Source organism: Streptomyces sp. NPDC126510, from assembly GCF_040302345.1.
Taxonomy (GTDB): domain Bacteria; phylum Actinomycetota; class Actinomycetes; order Streptomycetales; family Streptomycetaceae; genus Streptomyces.
This window is the reverse complement of record NZ_JBEORR010000001.1, coordinates 386495-406596: the sequence shown is the minus strand read 5'-3', so window position 1 is coordinate 406596 and position 20102 is coordinate 386495. Positions and strand designations below refer to the sequence as shown.

Here is a 20102-nt window from a genome sequence, read left to right as displayed (position 1 = left end):
TGCTCCGGGTAAGGGGCCTGTTGGCCGGTACCCACTCAGTTCAGTGCACGGCTCAGTACACGTCCCGCACGTACCGCTTGTCCGCCGCGAGCTGTTTCACGTACGCGGCGGCCTCGGCCTCGCCCAGCCCGCCGTGCGCCACCGCGATGTCCCGCAGCGCCCGGTCCACGTCCTTCGCCATCCGGGAGGCGTCACCGCAGACGTAGAAGCGGGCCCCGTCGCGCAGCCAGTGCCACAGCTCCGGCCCGTGCTCGCGCATCCGGTCCTGCACGTACACCTTGTTGCGCTGGTCCCGGGAGAAGGCGGTGTCCAGCCGCGTGAGGCTGCCCTCGTCGAGCAGCGCCGTCAGCTCTTCCTCGTAGTAGAAGTCCGTCGCCCGGTGCTGCTCCCCGAAGAACAGCCAGGACGGGGCCCGGTGGCCGAGCGCCCGCCGCTCCTGAAGGAAGCCGACGAAGGGCGCCACCCCGGTGCCCGGGCCGACCATGATCATCGGAGTCGAGGCGTCGGCGGGGGGCCGGAAGTGCGGTGAGCGCTGCACGAACACCGGTACTTCGGTGTCCGGTTCGGCGTCCGCGAGGTACGGCGAGCAGACCCCGCCGCGCGCCCGGCCGCGCAGGCTCTCGTACCGCACCACGGACACCGTCAGCGACACCCGGTGCGGGTCAACCAGCGGGCTCGACGATATGGAGTACAGCCGCGGCTGGAGCCTGCGCAGCACCCCGGCCCACTCCTCGGCGCTCGCCCGCACCGCGTACTCCGCGAGCACGTCCACGGCCTGCCGCCCCCAGCTCCACTGCGCCAGCCCGTCCTTGTTGTCCGGCCGCAGCAGCCTGCGCAACTCGTGCTTGTCCCGCGCGCGTTCGGCGACGAAGCGGAGCAGGTCGGGGGTGATCCGGGTGATGTCGAGATGCCGGTGCAGCGCCTCGCCGAACGGCACCTCGCCGGCACCGTCGACCGTCACGGCCGCCTCGGGGTCCACCCCGGTCACGGCCAGCCACTCCTCCACCAGCGAGGGCGCGTTGACCGGCCGCACACCGAGCGCGTCCCCGGCCTCGTACGCCAGGTCCGTCCCGCTCGTGTCGAAGGTGAACCGCCGGACCTCCTTGCCCGCCCCGGCCCGGCTGAGCAGCCGGTTGCCGACCAGCCGGGCCGTGGTGACCGGCTTGGACGCGGCCCCGGGCTTCGCGGCCGGCGCCGCGGACTTCTCACCCAGCGCCGAGAGCACCTGGTCGAGCCACTGCCCGGCGGTCGGCTCGAAGTCCGGCTCGCAGTCCGTGCGCGGGGCCAGCCGCACCCCGCCCAGTTCGTCGAGGCGCGCGTCCAGCCGTCGCCCGTGGCCGCAGAAGTCGTCGTACGAGGAGTCGCCGAAGGCCAGCACCGCGTACCGCACCCCGTCCAGCCGCGGGGCCAGCTCGCCCGAGAGCGTGTCCCAGAAGCCGGAGCCGTTGTCGGGCGCGTCGCCGTCCCCGAAGGTGCTGGTGATGAACAGCAGGTCGGCCGTGCGGGCGAGCGTGCCGACGTCGGCGTCGTCCATGCCGACGAGGGTCGCACGGTGCCCGGTCGAGGCCAGCCGCTCGGCGGTGGCGGTGGCGAACTCCTCCGCGTTCCCGGTCTGCGAGGCCCACAGCACGACGACCTCACGCCCGGGCCGGCCCTGTGGCGCGGCCGCTCCGGTGCGTGAATACATCCCGGCCAGGACCCCGTTGACCCACAGCGCGTGCTCGGGCGAGAAGGGCGCGTCGGGCGGCAGCACCGGCACTCCGGGGGCGCCCGAGCCGATCCCGGCGAGGAAACCGGTGAGGTACTGCCGCTCCTGGGCGGAGAGCACCGGGGGAGGGGAGGGCTCGAGACCGAAGGGGTTCGCGGGGCCCGGCGTCACCGTCGTGGGCATCAGGGCCGGTGCCTCCGGTGCGGGCGCCGCTGCCTGACGTGCGGGCGCCGCCACCTTCGCCAGCGACACCGCGCACGCCTTGAACTCCGGCTGGAACGACAGCGGATCCACCGCGTCGCTCGTCACCGCGTTGATGCTCAGGTACTCGCCGAACAGGTCGTTCCAGTGGAACGGAGCGAAACAGCACCCCGGCCGCACCCGGTCCGTCACCACGGCCGGCAGTACGGCCCGCCCGCGCCGGGAGGCCACCTCGACCAGGTCGTCCTCGTCCACCCCGAGCGCCGCGGCGTCTTCCGGATGCAGCTCCACGAACGGCCCGGGGTTCAGCTTGTTGAGCTTGGCGACCTTCCCGGTCTTGGTGAGGGTGTGCCACTGGTGCTGCACCCGCCCGGTGTTGAGCACGAACGGATAGTCGTCGTCCGGGAGTTCGGCGGCGGGCAGATGCGGCCGCGCGAAGAACACGGCCCGCCCGGAAGCCGTGGGGAAGCGCAGACCCTCGTCACCCACGTACCGGACCGGATTGCGCTCCGGCCCGTCCTCCCGCGCGGCCGGCCATTGCACGGGCGTCTCGCGCAGCCGCTCGTAGGAGACCCCCCGCAGGTCCCAGCCGGTCTTCGGGTTCCAGAACCGCCGGATCTCCTCGAATACCTGCTCGGCGCTGTCGTACGAGAACCCCTTCTCGTACCCCATGGCACACGCCACCTCGGCGATGATCCGCCAGTCGGCCATCGCCTCCCCGGGCGGGTCCGCCGCCTGCCAGGTCAGCGTGAGGTTGCGCTCGCTGTTGACGAACACACCCTCCGCCTCGGTCCACATCGCGCCGGGCAGGACGACGTCGGCGTACGCGTTCGTCTCGGTGTCCGCGAACACGTCCTGCGTGACGACGAACTCGGCGGCTTCCAGACCCTCGATGACCGTACGGCGGTTGGCGACCGAGGCGACCGGGTTGGTGCAGATGATCCAGCAGGCCTTGATGTCCCCGTCGGCCATCCGCCGGAACATGTCGACGGTGCCCTGCCCGGCCCCGTCGGCGCGCAGGGTACCCGGCGGCAGCTCCCACACCTCCTCGGTGAACGCCCGCTCCTCGTCGACCAGCACCGACCGCTGCCCCGGCAGCCCCGGACCCATGTAGCCCATCTCGCGCCCGCCCATGGCGTTGGGCTGCCCGGTCAGGGAGAACGGCCCGGCGCCCGGCCGGCAGATCGCCCCCGTCGCCAGATGCAGGTTGACCAGGGCGTTGGTGTTCCAGGTGCCGTGCGTGGACTGGTTGAGCCCCATGGTCCAGCAGCTCATCCACCGCGTGCCCGCCGCACCGATGATCCGGGCCGCCTCGCGCAGGTCGTCCTCGGCCAGGCCGGTGATCCCGGCGACGGCCGCGGGGTGGTAGTCGGCGAGGAACCCGGGCATCGCCTCCCAGCCCTCGGTGTGGTCGGCGACGAACTCCGGGTCGGTGTGCCCTCCGTCGTGCAGCAGCTGCAGCAGGCCGTTCAGCAGCGCGAGGTCGGTTCCCGGCCTGACCTGCAGGAACAGATCCGCCTTGGCGGCGGTCGCGGTCCTCCGGGGATCGACGACGATCAGCTTGGCGCCCGCCTTGACCCGTTCCATCATCCGCAGGAAGAGGATCGGATGGCAGTCGGCCATGTTCGACCCGATGACGAGGAAGGCGTCCGCCCGGTCGAAGTCCTCGTACGACCCGGGCGGCCCGTCCGCACCCAGCGACAGCTTGTAGCCGGTGCCCGCGCTCGCCATGCACAGCCGGGAGTTCGACTCGATCAGGTTCGTGCCCACGAACCCCTTGGCCAGCTTGTTCGCCAGGTACTGCGCCTCCAGGCTCATCTGCCCGGACACGTAGAAGGCGACCGCGTCCGGCCCGTGCTCGTCGACGATCACCCGCAGCCGCGCCGCGGTCTCGGCGATCGCGTCGGCCACGGGCGCCGGGACCGCCTCCTCGCCCCGGACGTCCCGTACCAGCGCGCCGGTCAGCCGGCCGGGCGCGGCGAGCATGTCGGCGGTGGTCGCGCCCTTGGTGCACAGCCGCCCCGCGTTCGCGGGATGTGCCTTGTCGCCGGACGCCTTCAGCACCGTGCGCCGCCCGTCCGGGCCCGCCCCCACATCGAGCACGAGGCCGCAGCCGACACCGCAGTACGAGCAGACGGTGCGCACCTGCCGCGTGTCCGGCCGGTCTCCGGGGGTCGTGGTCATGCCTCGACGGTACGAATCGCCCGTTACGCCTCTGTCACACGGCTTGATCATCGGGGGTTACGCCCGTCACACAGCCGCCTTCCGGCCGTTGTGAGGTGCATTGAGGTCGCGGAGCGTGTCGCATTGGGCCGAACGGGTGACTCTGCGCAAGAATTGCCCGATGCAGACAGCGAGTGCGAGCCAGGACGGAGCATGCCGGTGAACAGCCACGATGTCACCGACGAACAGTGGGAGGGGCTCGCCCAGGTCGTGCCGCTGCGGGGCCGGGACGCCTGGCCGTCCGCCGTCGGCCACCGGTCCATACCCGAGGCCGAGACGGAGACCCGCCGCCGCTTCGTCGTCCTGCGCGTGAACGTCTTCGCCGACGCCCGGGACGTCGCCGAGCGGCTGATGGCGGGCGTCCCCGTCCTCCTCGACCTCACCGGCGCGGAGACGGAGGTCGCCAAGCGGGTCCTCGACTTCAGCACGGGTGTGGTCTTCGGCCTGGCGAGCGGGATGCACCGGGTGGACCGCAACGTGTTCCTGCTGACGCCGGCGGGGACCGAGGTGACCGGGTTGATGGAAGGCGCGGGGCTCCCCGGGGTGTGACAGTAGCTCGTTCGTAGGAAGCCCTCGAAGACGGAACGGTTCGTCCCACGGCGGAGCCCTACCGTCCGGCTATGACCCAGCCCGCCCTCCCCGACCGGCCCGCTCTTTCCGGCCGGCCGGATCCCTCCGACCGGCCCGCTTCTTCCGGCCGGCCGGCTTCCCACGACCGGTCCGCCGCCCCCGCCCCACCCGCTCGCCCCGGCCACCCCGACCGCCCGCGTGTCACCGAACTGCGTCTGGCCGCCTTCACCACCCACCGCCGCGCCGCGTTCCCGCTCGGACCCCTCACCCTGCTCGTCGGCCGAAGCGGCTGCGGCAAGACCAGCGCGCTGCGGGCGTACGAGGCCCTCGCCCGGCTGGGGGGTGGCGCCGAGCTCGGTGAGGCGTTCCCCGACCCGGTCGCCTGTGTGCCGGAGCGAGCCCGGCCCGACGCACAGCGCCGCCGCGGCTTCCGCATCGGCTGCACGGCCGACGGCCCCGCCGGTCCGGTCCGTCTCGACGTGGCCGTACAGGCCGAGCCGGAGCTGCGGGTCGTGGGCGAGCGGTTGACGTCCGACGGGCTGGTCCTCCTGGAGACCGCCCTGCGCGACCCGGGCAAGCGCGCCGTGCAGGCCGCCTGGCACACGGCCGGGCCGACACCCGTGACCCGCGGCCCGCTCCCGGACGACCGGCTCGGCACCGCCCTGCTGCCCCTGCGCGTCGCCGGCAAGACACCGGGGCAGCGCAGGGTGCTGGAGGCGGCCGAGCAGATGGTCGTCGCCCTGCGCTCCGCCTTCGCCTGCGACCCCGAACCCGCCCGTATGCGCGGCCCCGTGGCGGCCGGTTCCGGCCGCCTCCGAGGCGGCTGCGGCAACCTCGCCGACGTGCTGTGGCGTACCCGGGCCGAGTGCGGGAGGCGGCACGCGCAGTTCGTGGCAGCGGTGCGGGCCGGTTGCGGCGGGCCGGTGGAGGACGTGCTCGCCCGGCTGCACGGCGACGGCACGGTCGCCGCCGCCGTGGACCGGGGCGACGGCTTCCACACGGACCTGGGCCGGCTCGGCCACGGCGAACTCCGCTACCTCGCCTTCGCGTTGGTCCTCCTCACCGGACCCGGCGTGCTGGAGGTCGACCCGGCCGGCGAGGTGCCCGCCGCCCTGCAGTCGCTCACGATCCTCGCCGACGGCTTCGACCGGGGCCTGGACCCGCGGCAACGGCGGGAACTGCTGGGTCTCGCGGCCCGGATGTGCGAGCGGGGGCACATCCGGCTCGTCGGCGCGGTCAGCGACGGTTCGTGGGCCGCCGGGACGGAGGGGGCCACGGTGGTACACCTGGACCGTGACTGATCACCTTGACGTGGCCGGACTGCAACGTCGCCTGGCCGATTTCGCGGCCGCGCGGAACTGGCAGCAGTACCACACCCCCAAGAACCTGGTCGCCGCGCTCAGCGTGGAGGCCTCCGAACTGGTCGAGATCTTCCAGTGGTTGACGCCCGAGGAGTCGGCCCGGGTCATGGCGGACCCGGACACCGCGCACCGTGTCACCGACGAGGTCGCCGACGTGCTCGCGTATCTGCTCCAGCTGTGCGAGGTGCTCGGCATCGACCCGCTGGCGGCGCTGGAGGCGAAGATCGACCGGAACGAGCGGAGGTTCCCGATCTGACGCTCGCCCCACCGTCTGGAGTGGAGAAATCCACTTGTACTCTGCGTAATTGAACAGCGGCCCGAATCCGAATCGTTGTCCGCAATTTTCCGCCTTCCTCTGGCTTTTCGTCTCACAGCCCTTCACTCTGGGTAGTGAACAAGGGAGTGTGGGCAGACGGACGCGCGCAGCGCGTCGGACAAGACGGGGGCAGCGCATGGACGCGGTGCGGCTCATCGTGACGAGCAGGCGGTCCCTGGCGGCGGGCGGCGACGCGCGGGAGACCCTGGCCGAGGTGTGGCAGGCGCAGGCCCTCGCGCAGGCCATAGGCAGCCGCCTCGCGGTCGCCGGACCACCCGAACTGCGTGGCGAGGCGCTGGGGTTGACCGAGCTGGCGGGCCGGGGCTGCGGTGTCCTCGACCCGCCGGTGCTGGCCCCCGGTGAGCTGCTGGCGGGCCAGCTCACCGAGTTGGGCGACGCCCGCCACACCCTGATGCACCTCGGCGGCCTCCTCGGCGAGGTCGGCATCGCCCTGGTCGCCCTGGCCAGCGCGGCCGACGACGAGGGCACGTACTGGCAGTGCATGGAGGCCATCGACGCGGCGGACGAGTCCCGCGACCGCGTCCTGGAGATGCTCCGCAGACTCGCGGACCGGGAACTGGCGCTGCCGGAGAGAGAAGCGGGGTAGGGAACAGTACCGGCGGGCGCGGGACTGTCCAGGGCCGCCTCGATCACGGGGGCGCCCGTCATGGCGCACGGCCGGGCCCTGCGGCCTTCCCCGGACGACCCGTCCGAGCCGAGCGGGAGGAGGCGCGACCCGCTCGGCCGGTTGTGAGGCCCTAGCCCGCCGGCCCCTCCTCGACGACCCGCCGTTCGGCATCCCCCGCCGACTGGAGGTCCGCGTCCAGCGCCGACAGGTCCGCGTTCAACGCCGCCATCAGCTCCTCCATCTGCTGCAACAGCCCTTTCGGCTGCCCGGTCCCGCCCTGCTGCGGCACGGTCTCTTCGGACATGACGGCCTCCTCGGCCCCCGGCCCCCGGGGAGGCCGGCGCGGGTGACGCCCCGGTGGTCCACCCCCCGGTGCGGAAGCCGGGGGCTCCGGCTCCGCCCGAGCCAACGATCACCATCGGGGCCGGTCACTGGCCCGGTCACCCGGGCCCTGCGGTATGGACGTAATTTCACCCGACCGGGGACCGCGCGGTACGGGGGACCGACGGCGTGATCGCACATCCCGGCGTGCAGGATGGAAGCATGGATCTGCGCATCTTCACCGAGCCCCAGCAGGGGGCCACCTACGACACTCTGCTCACCGTCGCCAAGGCCACCGAGGACCTCGGCTTCGACGCCTTCTTCCGCTCCGACCACTACCTCCGCATGGGCAACGCGGACGGCCTGCCCGGCCCCACCGACGCCTGGATCACCCTGGCCGGACTCGCCCGCGAGACCAAGCGCATCCGGCTCGGCACCCTGATGACCGCCGGCACCTTCCGGCTGCCCGGCGTGCTCGCCATCCAGGTCGCCCAGGTCGACCAGATGTCCGGCGGCCGCGTCGAACTCGGCCTCGGCGCGGGCTGGTTCGAGGAGGAGCACAAGGCCTACGGCATCCCCTTCCCCAAGGAGAAGTTCGCCCGCCTCGAGGAGCAGCTGGAGGTCGTCACCGGTCTGTGGGGGACGGACCCCGGCAAGACCTTCGACTTCCACGGCACCTACTACGACCTCACGGACTCTCCCGCCCTGCCCAAGCCGGCCCAGCAGAGGATCCCCGTGCTCGTCGGCGGCCACGGCCCGTCCCGCACCCCGCGGCTGGCCGCCAAGTACGCCGACGAGTTCAACATGCCCTTCGGCTCCGTCGAGGACAGCGAGCGCCAGTTCGGCCGGGTCCGCGCCGCCGCCGAGGAGGCCGGCCGCGGCGACGAGCTGACGTACTCCAACGCCCTCGTGGTCTGCGTCGGCCGGGACGACGCGGAGGTCGCCCGCCGGGCCGCCGCGATCGGCCGTGAGGTGGACGAGCTGAAGCTCAACGGCCTGGCCGGCTCCCCGGCCGAGGTCGTCGACAAGATCGGCCGCTACGCCGAGATCGGCTCTAGCCGCATCTACCTCCAGGTCCTCGACCTCGACGACCTCGACCACCTGGAGCTGATCTCCGCACAGGTGCAGTCGCAGCTGGCCTGACCGGCCCCGCCGAGCCGCCCTCCTTAAACGAAGGCGCTGGTGGGCACAGGTGTGCGAAGCTGTGGACGTCGTCCTGCCGAGCCCCCAGGATCACCCTCCCTGGGGGCTCTCGCGCGTACGGCACCGAACCGTCCACCCAGCCGGAGAGGCCCTCCGCATGTTCCTGACCATCACCACTACCGGCACGCCCGAACGCCCCGCCACCGACCTCGGCTACCTGCTGCACAAGCATCCCGACAAGGCGCAGGCGTTCTCCACCTCCTACGGCACGGCCCACGTCCTCTACCCCGAGGCCGAGGCCGGGCGCTGCACGGCGGCGCTGCTGCTGGAGGTGGACGCGGTGGCACTGGTCAGGCGCGGCAAAGGCAAGGGCCGCGGGGGTGCCCCGGACGCGGCCCTCGCGCAGTACGTCAACGACCGCCCCTACGCGGCCTCCTCCCTGCTCGCCGTGGCGCTGAGCAGCGTCTTCTCCAGCGCGATGAAGGGCGTCTGCAACGCCCGGCCGGAGCTGCCCGGCCAGGCCAGGCCGCTGCGGGTCGAGGTGCCCGCGCTGCCCGCCCGGGGCGGCCCCGACCTCGTGCGCAAGCTCTTCGAGCCGCTCGGCTGGACCGTCACCGCCGAACCGGTGGCACTGGACACCGAGTTCCCCGAGTGGGGCGACTCGCGCTACGTGAGCCTCGTACTGGAAGCGGACACGCTCACCCTCGCCGAGGCCCTGCGCCACCTCTACGTCCTGCTCCCCGTCCTCGACGACGCCAAGCACTACTGGGTCGCCCCCGACGAGGTCGACAAGCTGCTGCGCGTCGGCGAGGGCTGGTTGCCCGGCCACCCGGAGCAGCGGCTGATCACCAGCCGCTACCTCGCGCGCCGCTGGGCGCTGACCCGGCAGGCCACCGAGCGCCTGGAGCTGGTGCGTCTCGCGGAGGCCGACGACAGCGAGGTCGAGGAGATCGACAACGCGGTCGAGGCGGAGACCGAGGCCGAGGAGAAGCCGACCCCGCTGGCCGTGCAGCGCCGCGAGGCGATCGTGACGGCGCTGAGGCAGTCCAAAGCCGCCCGCGTCCTCGATCTCGGTTGCGGACAGGGCCAGTTGGTGCAGGCGCTGCTCAAGGACCCGGCGTTCACCGAGGTCGTCGGCGTCGACGTGTCCATGCGCGCGCTCACCATCGCCTCCCGTCGGCTCAAGCTGGACCGCATGGGCGAGCGGCAGGCCTCACGCGTCCAGCTCTTCCAGGGCTCGCTCGCCTACACCGACGTCCGGCTCAAGGGATACGACGCCGCCGTGCTCAGCGAGGTGATCGAGCACCTCGACCTGCCCCGGCTGCCGGCCCTGGAGTACGCGGTGTTCGGTTCCGCGCGTCCGAGGACGGTCCTCGTGACCACCCCGAACGTCGAGTACAACGTGCGCTGGGAGTCCCTCCCGGCCGGCCACGTCCGGCACGGCGACCACCGTTTCGAGTGGACCCGCGCGGAATTCCGCGCCTGGGCCGGGGCTGTGGCCGAACGGCACGGCTACGGCGTCGAGTTCGTCGCCGTGGGCCCCGACGACCCCGAGGTGGGGCCGCCCACCCAGATGGCCGTGTTCACGATGACCAGCCCGAAGGAGGCGAAGGCGGCATGACCGACGAGACGCAGGGGCGCGTGCTGCCCGTCACCGACCTGTCCCTGGTGGTGCTGGTCGGGGCCACCGGCTCCGGCAAGTCCACCTTCGCCCGCAGGCAGTTCAAGCCCACCGAGGTCATCTCGTCCGACTTCTGCCGCGGCCTCGTCTCGGACGACGAGAACGACCAGAGCGCCACCAAGGACGCCTTCGACGTCCTGCACTACATCGCGGGCAAGCGCCTGGCCGCCGGCCGCCGCACCGTCGTCGACGCGACCAGCGTGCAGTCCGACGCCCGCCGCCAGCTGATCGACCTGGCCAAGCAGTACGACGTGCTGCCGATCGCGATCGTGCTCGACGTGCCCGAGGAGGTGTGCGCCGAACGCAACGCCGCCCGCACGGACCGGGCCGACATGCCCCGCCGCGTCATCCAGCGCCACACCCGCGAACTGCGGCGCTCCCTCAGGCACCTGGAGCGCGAAGGCTTCCGCAAGGTGCACATCCTGCGGGGCGTCGAGGAGGTCGAGCAGGCCACGGTCGTCACCGAGAAGCGCTTCAACGACCTGACCCACCTGACCGGCCCGTTCGACATCATCGGCGACATCCATGGCTGCGCCGCCGAACTGGAGGCGCTGCTCGCCAAGCTGGGCTACGTCGACGGCGTTCACCCGGAGGGCCGTACGGCCGTCTTCGTCGGCGACCTGGTCGACCGCGGCCCGGACAGTCCCGGCGTGCTGCGCCGCGTCATGGCGATGGTGAAGTCCGGCAACGCCCTGTGCGTGCCCGGCAACCACGAGAACAAGTACGGCCGGTACCTGCGCGGCCGCAAGGTCCAGCACACCCACGGCCTCGCCGAGACCATCGAGCAGATGACGGGCGAGAGCGAGGAGTTCGTCGCCGAGGTACGGGAGTTCCTCGACGGTCTGGTCAGCCACTACGTCCTCGACGGCGGCCGGCTGGTGGTCTGCCACGCCGGCCTGCCCGAGAAGTACCACGGCCGCACCTCCGGCCGGGTCCGCAGCCACGCCCTGTACGGCGACACCACCGGGGAGACCGACGAGTTCGGCCTGCCCGTGCGCTACCCGTGGGCGGAGGACTACCGGGGCCGGGCCGCGGTCGTCTACGGCCACACCCCGGTCCCGGAGGCGACCTGGCTCAACAACACCATCTGCCTGGACACCGGCGCGGTCTTCGGTGGCAAGCTCACCGCGCTGCGCTGGCCGGAACGCGAGCTGGCCGACGTCCCGGCGGAGCAGGTCTGGTACGAGCCGACGAAGCCGCTGCGCTCCGAGGCGCCCGGTGGGCAGGACGGCCGCCCGCTGGACCTGGCGGACGTGCGGGGCCGCAGGGTCGTGGAGACCCGGCACCAGGGCCGCGTCTCGATCCGCGAGGAGAACGCGGCGGCGGCCCTGGAGGTCATGAGCCGGTTCGCGGTGGACCCGCGTCTGCTGCCGTACCTTCCGCCGACCATGGCCCCGACGGCCACGAGTCACGTCGAGGGCTACCTGGAGCACCCGGCGGAGGCGTTCGCCCAGTACAAGGACGACGGTGTCGCGCGGGTCGTGTGCGAGGAGAAGCACATGGGCTCGCGGGCGGTGGCCCTGGTGTGCCGCGACGCGGAGGCGGCGCGCAAGCGTTTCGGCGTGGACGGCCCGGCGGGGTCCCTCTACACCCGCACCGGCCGCCCCTTCCTGGACGACGAGGCCCTCACCGAGGAGATCCTGGACCGGACGCGCACGGCGATCGGCGAGGCCGGCCTCTGGGACGAACTGGAGACGGACTGGCTGCTGCTGGACGCCGAGTTGATGCCCTGGTCGCTGAAGGCGTCCGGGCTGCTGCGGTCGCAGTACGCCGCCGTGGGCGCCGCGTCCGGCGCGGTGCTCCCGCAGGCGCTGGCCGCCCTGCGGGGCGCGGCGGCACGCGGCGTGGACGTGGCGGACCTCCTGTCCCGCACCGGTGAACGGGCGACGAACGCCGCCGCGTTCACCGCCGCGTACCGCCGCTACTGCTGGACCACCGACGGCCTGGAGGGCGTGCGCCTGGCGCCGTTCCAGATCCTCGCGGTGCAGGGGCGCAACCTCGCCGGCCTGCCGCACGACGAGCAGCTCGCCCTGCTCGACCGGCTCGTCGAACACGACGGCAGCGGCCTGCTGCAGACCACCCGCCGGCTCTACGTCGACACCGCCGATCCGGAGTCGGTCCGGGCGGGCGTCGACTGGTGGCTGGAGATGACCGGCCGCGGCGGCGAGGGCATGGTCGTCAAGCCCGTCGGCGCGGTGGTCCGCGACACCCAGGGCCGCCTGGTGCAGCCCGGCATCAAGTGCCGCGGCCGCGAGTACCTGCGGATCATCTACGGCCCGGAGTACACGCGCCCGGAGAACCTCGCCCGGCTGCGCTCGCGGTTCCTCAACCACAAGCGGTCCCTGGCGATCCGCGAGTACGCGCTCGGCCTGGAGGCCCTGGACCGGCTGGCCGAGGGTGAGCCGCTGTGGCGGGTGCACGAGGCGGTGTTCGGGGTGCTGGCCCTGGAGTCGGAGCCGGTCGACCCCCGGCTGTGAACCGGGGGTGGGCGATGGTCCTGCCGTCGCCCACCCCCGCTGTTCGCCGCCCACCCCACCCCGGGCGTTGTCGTCATCCAGACGCGAACAGAAGTACGCCGAAACATGCAGGGTGCGCGTCAACCTGTGCTCAGGCGGTCAGGATGGAGGCATGGCATACCACGTCCACTCCGAGGCCGGGCGGCTGCGCCGCGTCATCCTGCACCGGCCCGATCTCGAGCTCAAAAGGCTCACCCCCAGCAACAAGACCTCGCTGCTCTTCGACGACGTGCTGTGGGTGCGCAGGGCCCGCGCCGAGCACGACGGATTCGCCGACGTGCTGCGCGACCGCGGTGTCGAGGTCCATCTTTTCGGTGATCTGCTGGCCGAGACGCTCGAGGTCCCGGCGGCCAGATCCCTCGTCCTGGACAGGGTCTTCGACGAGAAGGAGTACGGCCCGCTGGCCACCGACCCGCTCAGAGCCGCCTTCGAGAACCTGCCCGCGTCCGACCTGGCCGAGGTCCTGATCGGCGGCATGACGAAACGCGAGTTCCTGGACGTCAACCCCGAGCCGACCTCGGTGCGCTTCCATGTCATGGAGCTGGACGACTTCCTGCTGGGCCCGCTGCCCAACCACCTCTTCACCCGCGACACCTCCGCGTGGATCTACGACGGGGTGTCGATCAACGCGATGCGCTGGCCCGCCCGGCAGCGCGAGACCGTGCACTTCGAGGCGATCTACCGGCACCACCCGCTGTTCCGCGACGAGAATTTCCACGTGTGGTCGAAGGGGCAGGCCGACTACCCGTCGACCATCGAGGGCGGGGACGTGCTGGTCATCGGCAACGGGGCGGTGCTCATCGGCATGAGTGAGCGCACCACCCCGCAGGCCGTGGAGATGCTCGCGCACAAGCTGTTCGCCGCCGGGTCCGCCGAGACGATCGTGGCGCTCGACATGCCCAAGCGGCGTGCCTTCATGCACCTCGACACCGTGATGACGATGGTCGACGGCGACACCTTCACCCAGTACGCGGGCCTCGGCATGCTCCGCTCGTACACCATCGAGCCGGGCGTCGGGGAGAAGGAGCTGAAGGTCACGGACCACCCGCCGGAGCACATGCACCGCGCGATCGCCGCCGCCCTCGGCCTGAACGAGATCCGTGTGCTGACCGCCACCCAGGACGTGCACGCCGCCGAACGCGAGCAGTGGGACGACGGCTGCAACGTCCTCGCCGTCGAACCCGGGGTCGTGGTCGCCTACGAGCGGAACTCCACCACCAACACCCACCTGCGCAAACAGGGCATCGAGGTGATAGAGATCCCGGGCAGTGAGCTGGGCCGGGGCCGGGGTGGGCCGCGGTGCATGAGCTGCCCGGTCGAACGTGATCCGGTCTAGGAGGCCCCTAGGGCTCCTGCCCCGGGGCCCTCGGCCGAGAGAGGCTCTCGTATAGGCATGCTGAGTTTCGTATAGTATTCCAGCAGTCTGTGTCCCCGTATCCCTGGAGCGCCCTCATGGCGACTGTCCCGACCGCCCTCGCCGGCCGCCATCTCCTCAAAGAGCTGGACTTCACCGAGGAGGAGTTCCGCGGTCTGGTCGAGCTGGCCGCCGACCTGAAGGCCGCGAAGAAGGACGGGATCGAACCCCGGTACCTCCAGGGCCGGAACATCGCGCTGATCTTCGAGAAGACCTCCACCCGCACCCGCTGCGCGTTCGAGGTCGCGGCCGCCGACCAGGGCGCCTCGACCACGTACCTCGACCCCTTCGGCTCCCAGATCGGGCACAAGGAGTCGGTCAAGGACACCGCGCGGGTGCTGGGCCGGATGTACGACGCGATCGAGTACCGGGGCGACAGCCAGGAGAAGGTGGAGGAGCTGGCGGCGCACGCCGGTGTCCCCGTCTACAACGGGCTCACCGACGACTGGCACCCCACCCAGATGCTCGCCGACGTGCTGACCATGACGGAGCACTGCGCCAAGCCGCTGAGCGAGGTCTCCTTCGCCTACCTCGGCGACGCCCGTTTCAACATGGGCAACTCCTACCTGGTCACCGGCGCCCTGCTCGGCATGGACGTACGACTCGTCGCGCCGAAGGAGTACTGGCCGGCCGAGCAGATCGTCGACCGGGCCCGCGCGCTCGCCGTGACCAGCGGTGCCCGCATCACGCTCACCGAGACCGTGGACGAGGGCGTCCGGGGCGCCGACTTCGTCGCCACGGACGTCTGGGTCTCCATGGGTGAGCCGAAGGAGGTCTGGGCCGAGCGCATCACCGCCCTCGCCCCGTACGCCGTGACCATGGACGTCCTGCGCGCCACCGGCAACCCGGACGTGAAGTTCCTGCACTGCCTGCCGGCCTTCCACGACCTCGGCACCAGGGTCGGCCAGGAGATCCACGCGGCCTACGGCCTGGAGTACCTGGAGGTCTCCGACGAGGTCTTCGAGTCGGCCCACTCGGTCGTCTTCGACGAGGCGGAGAACCGGATGCACACCATCAAGGCGGTCATGGTGGCGACCCTGGCCTGAACGGGCCCTGTGCCCGGGGTCACGCCGACCGGCGTCGCTGGGCCGGCACCGCGGACAGCCTGAACCAGACCGCCTTGCCCGACTCGGTCGGCCGGTGCCCGCACGAGGAGCTCAGGGCGCGGATCAGCAGCAGCCCGCGCCCGTGCTCCTGCCAGGGGTCGGGCGGTCCGCCGGCCGGACAGGTCAGGTCGCCGGGCGGGGCCGGGTCGGTGTCGTGCACCTCCACCCGGCAGCCCGACGGCATCAGCTCCACGACCAGCTCTATCGGCGTCTCGCCCGTGGTGTGCTCCACCGCGTTGGCCACCAGCTCCGCCGTCAGCAGCTCCGCGGTGTCGCGGTCCGCCCCGTGATCCAGCTCGGTCAGCGCCGTACGGACCAGGGCACGGGCCACGGGGACCGCCGCCGCGGTGTGCGGCAGCGCGATGCGCCAGGAGGCGGGGGCTGAGGGGAGTTCGTACAAGGCGGGTCCGTTCATGGAGCAGGACATCCTGCTTTCAACCTGATGAATGGTACGGCGCCGCTCTCCGGAGGCGTCCGAGGGGCACCGTCGGAGGCGCCCTTGCCCCCTTGCCGGACGGCTTACCCAGGTGAACGCGCCGCCGCGCACAGCTGCTCCCGCCGTTACGCCGGTGTGGACGATCTGTGACGGATGTGACCGGGCCAGGTCACGCCGGGCCCACACCGAAGTCCTACCCGTACGGTCTATCGCGCACTCATGACGACAGTCACGGATGAGTGATAGCTTCGAGGGGTAGAGCTCAGTGAGGCAGTGCCCGCCCGAGGAGGCCGCACGTCATGAGTCCCTTCACCGGCTCCGCCGCCCGCACCCCCGGCTGGGAGCATCTGCGCGTCGAGATCGCCGACGGCGTCGCGACCGTCACCCTCGCCCGCCCCGACAAGCTCAACGCGCTCACCTTCGGCGCCTACGCCGACCTGCGTGACCTGCTCGCGGAGCTGTCCCGGGAGCGGTCCGTACGGGCCCTGGTGCTGGCCGGGGAGGGCCGCGGCTTCTGCTCCGGCGGCGACGTCGACGAGATCATCGGCGCGACGCTCGGCATGGACACCGCGCAGCTCCTGGACTTCAACCGGATGACCGGCCAGGTGGTCCGCGCGATCCGGGAGTGCCCGTTCCCGGTGATCGCGTCACTGCACGGCGTTGCGGCGGGCGCCGGAGCGGTCCTCGCCCTGGCCGCGGACTTCCGGATCGCCGACCCGACCGCCCGCTTCGCGTTCCTCTTCACGCGCGTCGGCCTCTCCGGCGGCGACATGGGCGCGGCCTACCTCCTGCCCCGGGTCGTCGGTTTGGGCCACGCGACCCGCCTGTTGATGCTGGGCGACCCGGTCCGCGCCCTGGAGGCCGAGCGCATCGGCCTGATCAGCGAACTGACGGAGGAGGGCGCCGCCGACGAGGCCGCACAACAGCTGGCCCGGCGCCTGGCAGAGGGCCCGGCCCTGGCGTACGCACAGACCAAGGCCTTGCTCACGTCCGAGCTGGACATGCCCCTGGCGGCTTCGGTGGAACTCGACGCCTCGACACAGGCGCTCTTGATGAACGGCGAGGATTACGCCGAGTTCCACGCGGCGTTCACGGAGAAGCGCCCCCCGAAATGGAGCGGACGGTGAGCGAGTCAGCCTCAGGGGCGCGGGGAACTGCGCGATCAGCCACAACGGACCCGCACTCGCACGCGCGGGACGGCCACCCCCTGAGGGTGGCAATCATCGGCGGCGGCCCCGGCGGCCTCTACGCCGCCGCCCTCCTCAAACGCCTCGATCCGGAACGGCACATCACCGTCTGGGAACGCAACGCCCCGGATGACACCTTCGGCTTCGGCGTGGTCCTCTCCGACGAGACCCTCGGCGGCATCGAACACGCCGACCCGAAGGTCTACGAAGCCCTCCAGCAGCACTTCACCCGCTGGGACGACATCGACATCGTCCACCGCGGCAACCGCCACACCTCCGGAGGGCACGGTTTCGCGGCCCTGGGCCGCAAACGGCTGCTCGAGATCCTCCACGCCCGCTGCCGCGACCTCGGCGTCGACCTCCGCTTCCACACCGAGGCCCCCGAAGACCTGCCGCACACCCACGACCTGGTCATCGCCGCCGACGGCGTGAACAGCACCACCCGCGAGACGCGCGCGGACGTCTTCCGCCCCCGGGTGACGACCCACCGCTGCCGCTACATCTGGCTCGCCGCCGACTTCCCCTTCGACTCCTTCCGCTTCGAGATCGCCGAGACCGAACACGGCGTCATGCAGCTCCACGGCTACCCCTACGCCCCGGACGCCTCGACGGTGATCATCGAGATGCGCGAAGAGGTCTGGCACGCGGCCGGGTTCGACGAGCTCGGCGAAGCGGAGTCGATCGGGCGCTGCGCCAAGATCTTCGCCGAGGCGCTCCGCGGCCGTCCCCTGAAGTCGAACAACTCCGCCTGGACGACGTTCCGCACGGTGGTCAACGACCGCTGGTCGCACGGCAACGTCGTCCTCCTCGGGGACGCCGCCCACACCGCCCACTTCTCCATCGGCTCCGGCACCAAACTCGCCGTCGAGGACGCGCTCGCCCTGGCCGCCTGCCTGGAGGAGCAGGGCTCGCTGCCCGAGGCCCTGGCCGCCTACGAGGCGGAACGGCGACCGGTCGTCGCCTCCACGCAGCGCGCGGCCCGGGCCAGCCTGGAGTGGTTCGAGAACCTCCCCCTGTACCTGGACCAGCCGCCCCGCCAGTTCGCCTTCAACCTGCTCACCCGCAGCCGTCGCGTCACGCACGACAACCTGCGGCTGCGCGATGCCCACTTCACGCAGAAGGTGGAGCGCGAGTTCGGCGGCCCGCCGGGCACGCCCCCGATGTTCACACCGTTCCGGCTGCGCGGACTGACCCTGCGCAACCGGGTCGTCGTCTCGCCCATGGACATGTACTCGGCCGTCGACGGCGTCCCCGGCGACTTCCACCTCGTCCATCTGGGGGCCCGGGCGCTGGGCGGGGCCGGGCTGGTGATGACCGAGATGGTGTGCGTCAGCGAGGAGGGCCGGATCACGCCCGGCTGCGCCGGCCTCTACACCGGCCGGCAGGCCGAGGCATGGAAGCGGATCACGAACTTCGTGCACGCCCAGGCACCCGGAACCGCCATCGGTGTGCAGCTCGGCCACAGCGGCCGCAAGGGCTCCACGAAACTGATGTGGGAGGGCATGGACGAGCCGCTGGAGGAGGGCAACTGGCCGCTCGTGGCCCCCTCGGCGCTCCCGTACAAGAAGTTCAGCCAGACGCCGCGCGAGCTGTCCCGCGCGCAACTGACCGATATCCGCGAGCAGTTCACGGCGTCCGCGGTCCGCGCCGCCCGGGCCGGCTTCGACCTGCTCGAACTGCACTGCGCGCACGGCTATCTGCTGTCGGGGTTCCTCTCCCCGCTGACCAACCGGCGCACCGACGCCTACGGCGGCTCCCTGGAGAAGCGGCTGCGCTTCCCGCTGGAGGTCTTCGACGCCGTACGGAACGTGTGGCCGGGGGAGCGGCCCATGACCGTCCGCGTCTCCGCCACCGACTGGGCCGAGGGCGGGACCAGTGCCGAGGACGCCGTCGAGATCGCCCGGGCCTTCGCCGCGCACGGCGCCGACGCGATCGACGTGTCGACGGGCCAGGTCGTGGCGGACGAACGGCCGGAGTACGGGAGGTCGTACCAGACGCCGTTCGCGGACCGCATCCGCCACGCCACCGGCATCCCGGTGATAGCGGTCGGAGCGATCTCCAGCTGGGACGATGTGAACTCCCTGATCCTGGCGGGCCGCACCGACCTCTGCGCACTCGCCCGCCCCCACCTCTACGACCCCCACTGGACCCTGCACGCGGCGGCCGAGCAGGGCTACACGGGCCCGGGCGCGCCCTGGCCGGCCCCGTACCGCGCGGGCAGCCGCCGCCCCCAGACGGGCCGTCTGGACGCCCCCAAACCGCGACTGGATCTCGGAGGCGGCGGCGACCGGGGACGTTAGGATCCGTGGCATGCCCCTGACCCTGGACGACGTGGACCGGTTCGAGGCCTTCAGGCCGCGCCTGGAAGCCGTGGCCTATCGGCTGCTCGGGTCGGCGAGCGAGGCCGAGGATGCCGTGCAGGAGACGTTTCTGCGCTGGCAGGGCGCCGATCCCGACCGCATCGAGGTCCCCGAGGCGTGGCTGACGAAGGTGCTCACCAACCTGTGCCTCAACCAGCTCACCTCGGCCCGTGCGCGACGTGAGACGTATGTGGGTCAGTGGCTGCCCGAGCCGCTGCTCGCCGGGGACCGGATGCTCGGGCCCGCCGACACCGCCGAGCAGCGTGAATCGGTCTCGTACGCGGTGCTCGTCCTGCTGGAGCGGCTCTCCCCGAACGAGCGGGCGGTGTACGTCCTGCGTGAGGCGTTCGACTATCCGCACCGGGAGATCGCCGAGATCCTCGACATCACCGAGGCCTCCAGCCAGCAGATCTTCCACCGCGCGAAGAAGCACGTCGCGGACGGCAGGGCCCGTACCCGCACCGAGATCGACGAGGCCGCCGCGCGGCGGATCATCGACGAGTTCCTCGCGGCCGCCTCCAGCGGTAAGACCGAGCCGCTCGTGCAGCTGCTCACCGGGGACGCCGTCGCGGTCGGCGACGGCGGCGGGAAGGTCCCGGCCCGCGCCAGGGCGTTCGAGGGCGCTCTCGCGGTCGCGAAGTTCATGCGGGGTCTGTTCAAGCCCAGCGCTGCCAAGCGCGCCCTGGTCGGCGGCTCGCCCGACGTCTACGCCTGGACCGCCAACGGCGACCCCGCCCTCGTGGTGGTCCTCGACGGCCGGGTCATCGGCGTCATGTGCCTGGAGGTCGCCGCCGACGGCATCGCCGCGTTCCGCAACCAGGTCAACCCCGACAAGCTCGAACGCGCGACCCGGCTGTGGGCCGCCGGTGACCACGGAGAACCCCTGCTCACGGTCTTCTGACCCGGCCGACTGCGATGTGATGTGGCTCAC

General features: G+C 71.9%; 15 protein-coding genes. 12 read left to right on the top strand and 3 right to left on the bottom strand.

Features of this window, described 5'->3' with window-relative positions; all coding sequences use genetic code 11:
- Positions 1-52 precede the first annotated feature (52 nt).
- Positions 53-4093 carry a bifunctional nitrate reductase/sulfite reductase flavoprotein subunit alpha gene (locus ABTX60_RS01590; RefSeq protein ID WP_352095060.1) on the bottom strand — a complete coding sequence of 1347 codons (4041 nt, stop codon included), beginning with the start codon at positions 4091-4093 and terminating at the stop codon, positions 53-55.
- A gap of 192 nt (positions 4094-4285) precedes the next feature.
- On the opposite strand from ABTX60_RS01590, the gene ABTX60_RS01585 reads away from it, so the two are divergent.
- The 4 genes from ABTX60_RS01585 to ABTX60_RS01570 all read left to right on the top strand — a co-directional run bounded on the left by ABTX60_RS01585 (position 4286) and on the right by ABTX60_RS01570 (position 6986).
- On the top strand, positions 4286-4681 hold the full coding sequence (locus ABTX60_RS01585) for a cell division protein SepF (RefSeq protein ID WP_030838486.1): 396 nt from the start codon (positions 4286-4288) through the stop codon (positions 4679-4681).
- Positions 4682-4752: 71 nt separating this feature from the next.
- Positions 4753-6003, top strand: a complete 1251-nt coding sequence (locus tag ABTX60_RS01580) for an AAA family ATPase (protein WP_352095059.1) — start codon at positions 4753-4755, stop codon at positions 6001-6003.
- A complete protein-coding gene (locus ABTX60_RS01575; protein ID WP_352095058.1) occupies positions 5996-6319 on the top strand; it encodes a nucleotide pyrophosphohydrolase in 324 nt (107 codons plus the stop codon). Before ABTX60_RS01580 ends, ABTX60_RS01575 begins: the two co-directional genes overlap by 8 nt.
- 196 nt (positions 6320-6515) lie before the next feature.
- Entirely contained in the window at positions 6516-6986 is a 471-nt protein-coding gene (locus tag ABTX60_RS01570) for a DUF6099 family protein (protein WP_352095057.1), read from the top strand.
- Between the two features lie 151 nt (positions 6987-7137).
- On the opposite strand, the gene ABTX60_RS01565 is transcribed toward ABTX60_RS01570, so the two are convergent.
- Entirely contained in the window at positions 7138-7311 is a 174-nt protein-coding gene (locus ABTX60_RS01565) for a hypothetical protein (RefSeq protein ID WP_352095056.1), read from the bottom strand.
- Positions 7312-7550: 239 nt separating this feature from the next.
- Between ABTX60_RS01565 and ABTX60_RS01560 the strand changes: the two genes are divergently transcribed.
- The 5 genes from ABTX60_RS01560 (at position 7551) to argF (ending at position 15128) form a co-directional block, all read left to right on the top strand.
- Entirely contained in the window at positions 7551-8471 is a 921-nt protein-coding gene (locus ABTX60_RS01560; RefSeq protein ID WP_352095055.1) for an LLM class F420-dependent oxidoreductase, read from the top strand.
- A 157-nt stretch (positions 8472-8628) separates the two neighbouring features.
- Positions 8629-10092, top strand: a complete 1464-nt coding sequence (locus ABTX60_RS01555; RefSeq protein ID WP_352095054.1) for a 3' terminal RNA ribose 2'-O-methyltransferase Hen1 — start codon at positions 8629-8631, stop codon at positions 10090-10092.
- Positions 10089-12629 carry a polynucleotide kinase-phosphatase gene (locus ABTX60_RS01550; protein ID WP_352095053.1) on the top strand — a complete coding sequence of 847 codons (2541 nt, stop codon included), beginning with the start codon at positions 10089-10091 and terminating at the stop codon, positions 12627-12629. The genes ABTX60_RS01555 and ABTX60_RS01550 overlap by 4 nt, the downstream gene beginning before the upstream one ends.
- A 151-nt stretch (positions 12630-12780) precedes the next feature.
- Positions 12781-14004, top strand: coding sequence for an arginine deiminase (locus tag ABTX60_RS01545; RefSeq protein ID WP_352095052.1), 1224 nt, complete (start codon positions 12781-12783; stop codon positions 14002-14004).
- Between the two features lie 116 nt (positions 14005-14120).
- Positions 14121-15128 carry an ornithine carbamoyltransferase gene (argF, locus tag ABTX60_RS01540; RefSeq protein ID WP_352095051.1) on the top strand — a complete coding sequence of 336 codons (1008 nt, stop codon included), beginning with the start codon at positions 14121-14123 and terminating at the stop codon, positions 15126-15128.
- A 19-nt stretch (positions 15129-15147) separates the two neighbouring features.
- On the opposite strand, the gene ABTX60_RS01535 is transcribed toward argF, so the two are convergent.
- A complete protein-coding gene (locus tag ABTX60_RS01535) occupies positions 15148-15615 on the bottom strand; it encodes an ATP-binding protein (RefSeq protein ID WP_352095050.1) in 468 nt (155 codons plus the stop codon).
- Between the two features lie 308 nt (positions 15616-15923).
- Between ABTX60_RS01535 and ABTX60_RS01530 the strand changes: the two genes are divergently transcribed.
- From ABTX60_RS01530 to sigJ, 3 genes are read left to right on the top strand one after another with little or no spacing between them, the layout of a single operon-like run.
- Positions 15924-16751: an enoyl-CoA hydratase family protein gene (locus tag ABTX60_RS01530; protein ID WP_352095049.1), complete on the top strand. Its 828-nt coding sequence runs from the start codon at positions 15924-15926 to the stop codon at positions 16749-16751.
- Positions 16736-19111 carry a bifunctional salicylyl-CoA 5-hydroxylase/oxidoreductase gene (locus ABTX60_RS01525; RefSeq protein ID WP_352095048.1) on the top strand — a complete coding sequence of 792 codons (2376 nt, stop codon included), beginning with the start codon at positions 16736-16738 and terminating at the stop codon, positions 19109-19111. Before ABTX60_RS01530 ends, ABTX60_RS01525 begins: the two co-directional genes overlap by 16 nt.
- A 10-nt stretch (positions 19112-19121) precedes the next feature.
- Positions 19122-20072 (top strand): RNA polymerase sigma factor SigJ, encoded by a 951-nt coding sequence (gene sigJ, locus ABTX60_RS01520; RefSeq protein WP_352095047.1) that lies wholly within the window; start codon positions 19122-19124, stop codon positions 20070-20072.
- The last annotated feature ends 30 nt before the right edge of the window (positions 20073-20102 follow it).

What these genes read in the sequence shown, in the direction of transcription:
- ABTX60_RS01590 (WP_352095060.1), bottom strand. Translation starts at nt 4,093, where the DNA reads ATGACCACGACCCCCGGAGACCGGCCGGACACGCGGCAGGTGCGCACC.
- ABTX60_RS01585 (WP_030838486.1), top strand. Translation starts at nt 4,286, where the DNA reads ATGCCGGTGAACAGCCACGATGTCACCGACGAACAGTGGGAGGGGCTC.
- ABTX60_RS01580 (WP_352095059.1), top strand. Translation starts at nt 4,753, where the DNA reads ATGACCCAGCCCGCCCTCCCCGACCGGCCCGCTCTTTCCGGCCGGCCG.
- ABTX60_RS01570 (WP_352095057.1), top strand. Translation starts at nt 6,516, where the DNA reads ATGGACGCGGTGCGGCTCATCGTGACGAGCAGGCGGTCCCTGGCGGCG.
- ABTX60_RS01565 (WP_352095056.1), bottom strand. Translation starts at nt 7,311, where the DNA reads ATGTCCGAAGAGACCGTGCCGCAGCAGGGCGGGACCGGGCAGCCGAAA.
- ABTX60_RS01560 (WP_352095055.1), top strand. Translation starts at nt 7,551, where the DNA reads ATGGATCTGCGCATCTTCACCGAGCCCCAGCAGGGGGCCACCTACGAC.
- ABTX60_RS01555 (WP_352095054.1), top strand. Translation starts at nt 8,629, where the DNA reads ATGTTCCTGACCATCACCACTACCGGCACGCCCGAACGCCCCGCCACC.
- ABTX60_RS01550 (WP_352095053.1), top strand. Translation starts at nt 10,089, where the DNA reads ATGACCGACGAGACGCAGGGGCGCGTGCTGCCCGTCACCGACCTGTCC.
- ABTX60_RS01545 (WP_352095052.1), top strand. Translation starts at nt 12,781, where the DNA reads ATGGCATACCACGTCCACTCCGAGGCCGGGCGGCTGCGCCGCGTCATC.
- argF (WP_352095051.1), top strand. Translation starts at nt 14,121, where the DNA reads ATGGCGACTGTCCCGACCGCCCTCGCCGGCCGCCATCTCCTCAAAGAG.
- ABTX60_RS01535 (WP_352095050.1), bottom strand. Translation starts at nt 15,615, where the DNA reads ATGTCCTGCTCCATGAACGGACCCGCCTTGTACGAACTCCCCTCAGCC.
- ABTX60_RS01530 (WP_352095049.1), top strand. Translation starts at nt 15,924, where the DNA reads ATGAGTCCCTTCACCGGCTCCGCCGCCCGCACCCCCGGCTGGGAGCAT.
- ABTX60_RS01525 (WP_352095048.1), top strand. Translation starts at nt 16,736, where the DNA reads ATGGAGCGGACGGTGAGCGAGTCAGCCTCAGGGGCGCGGGGAACTGCG.
- sigJ (WP_352095047.1), top strand. Translation starts at nt 19,122, where the DNA reads ATGCCCCTGACCCTGGACGACGTGGACCGGTTCGAGGCCTTCAGGCCG.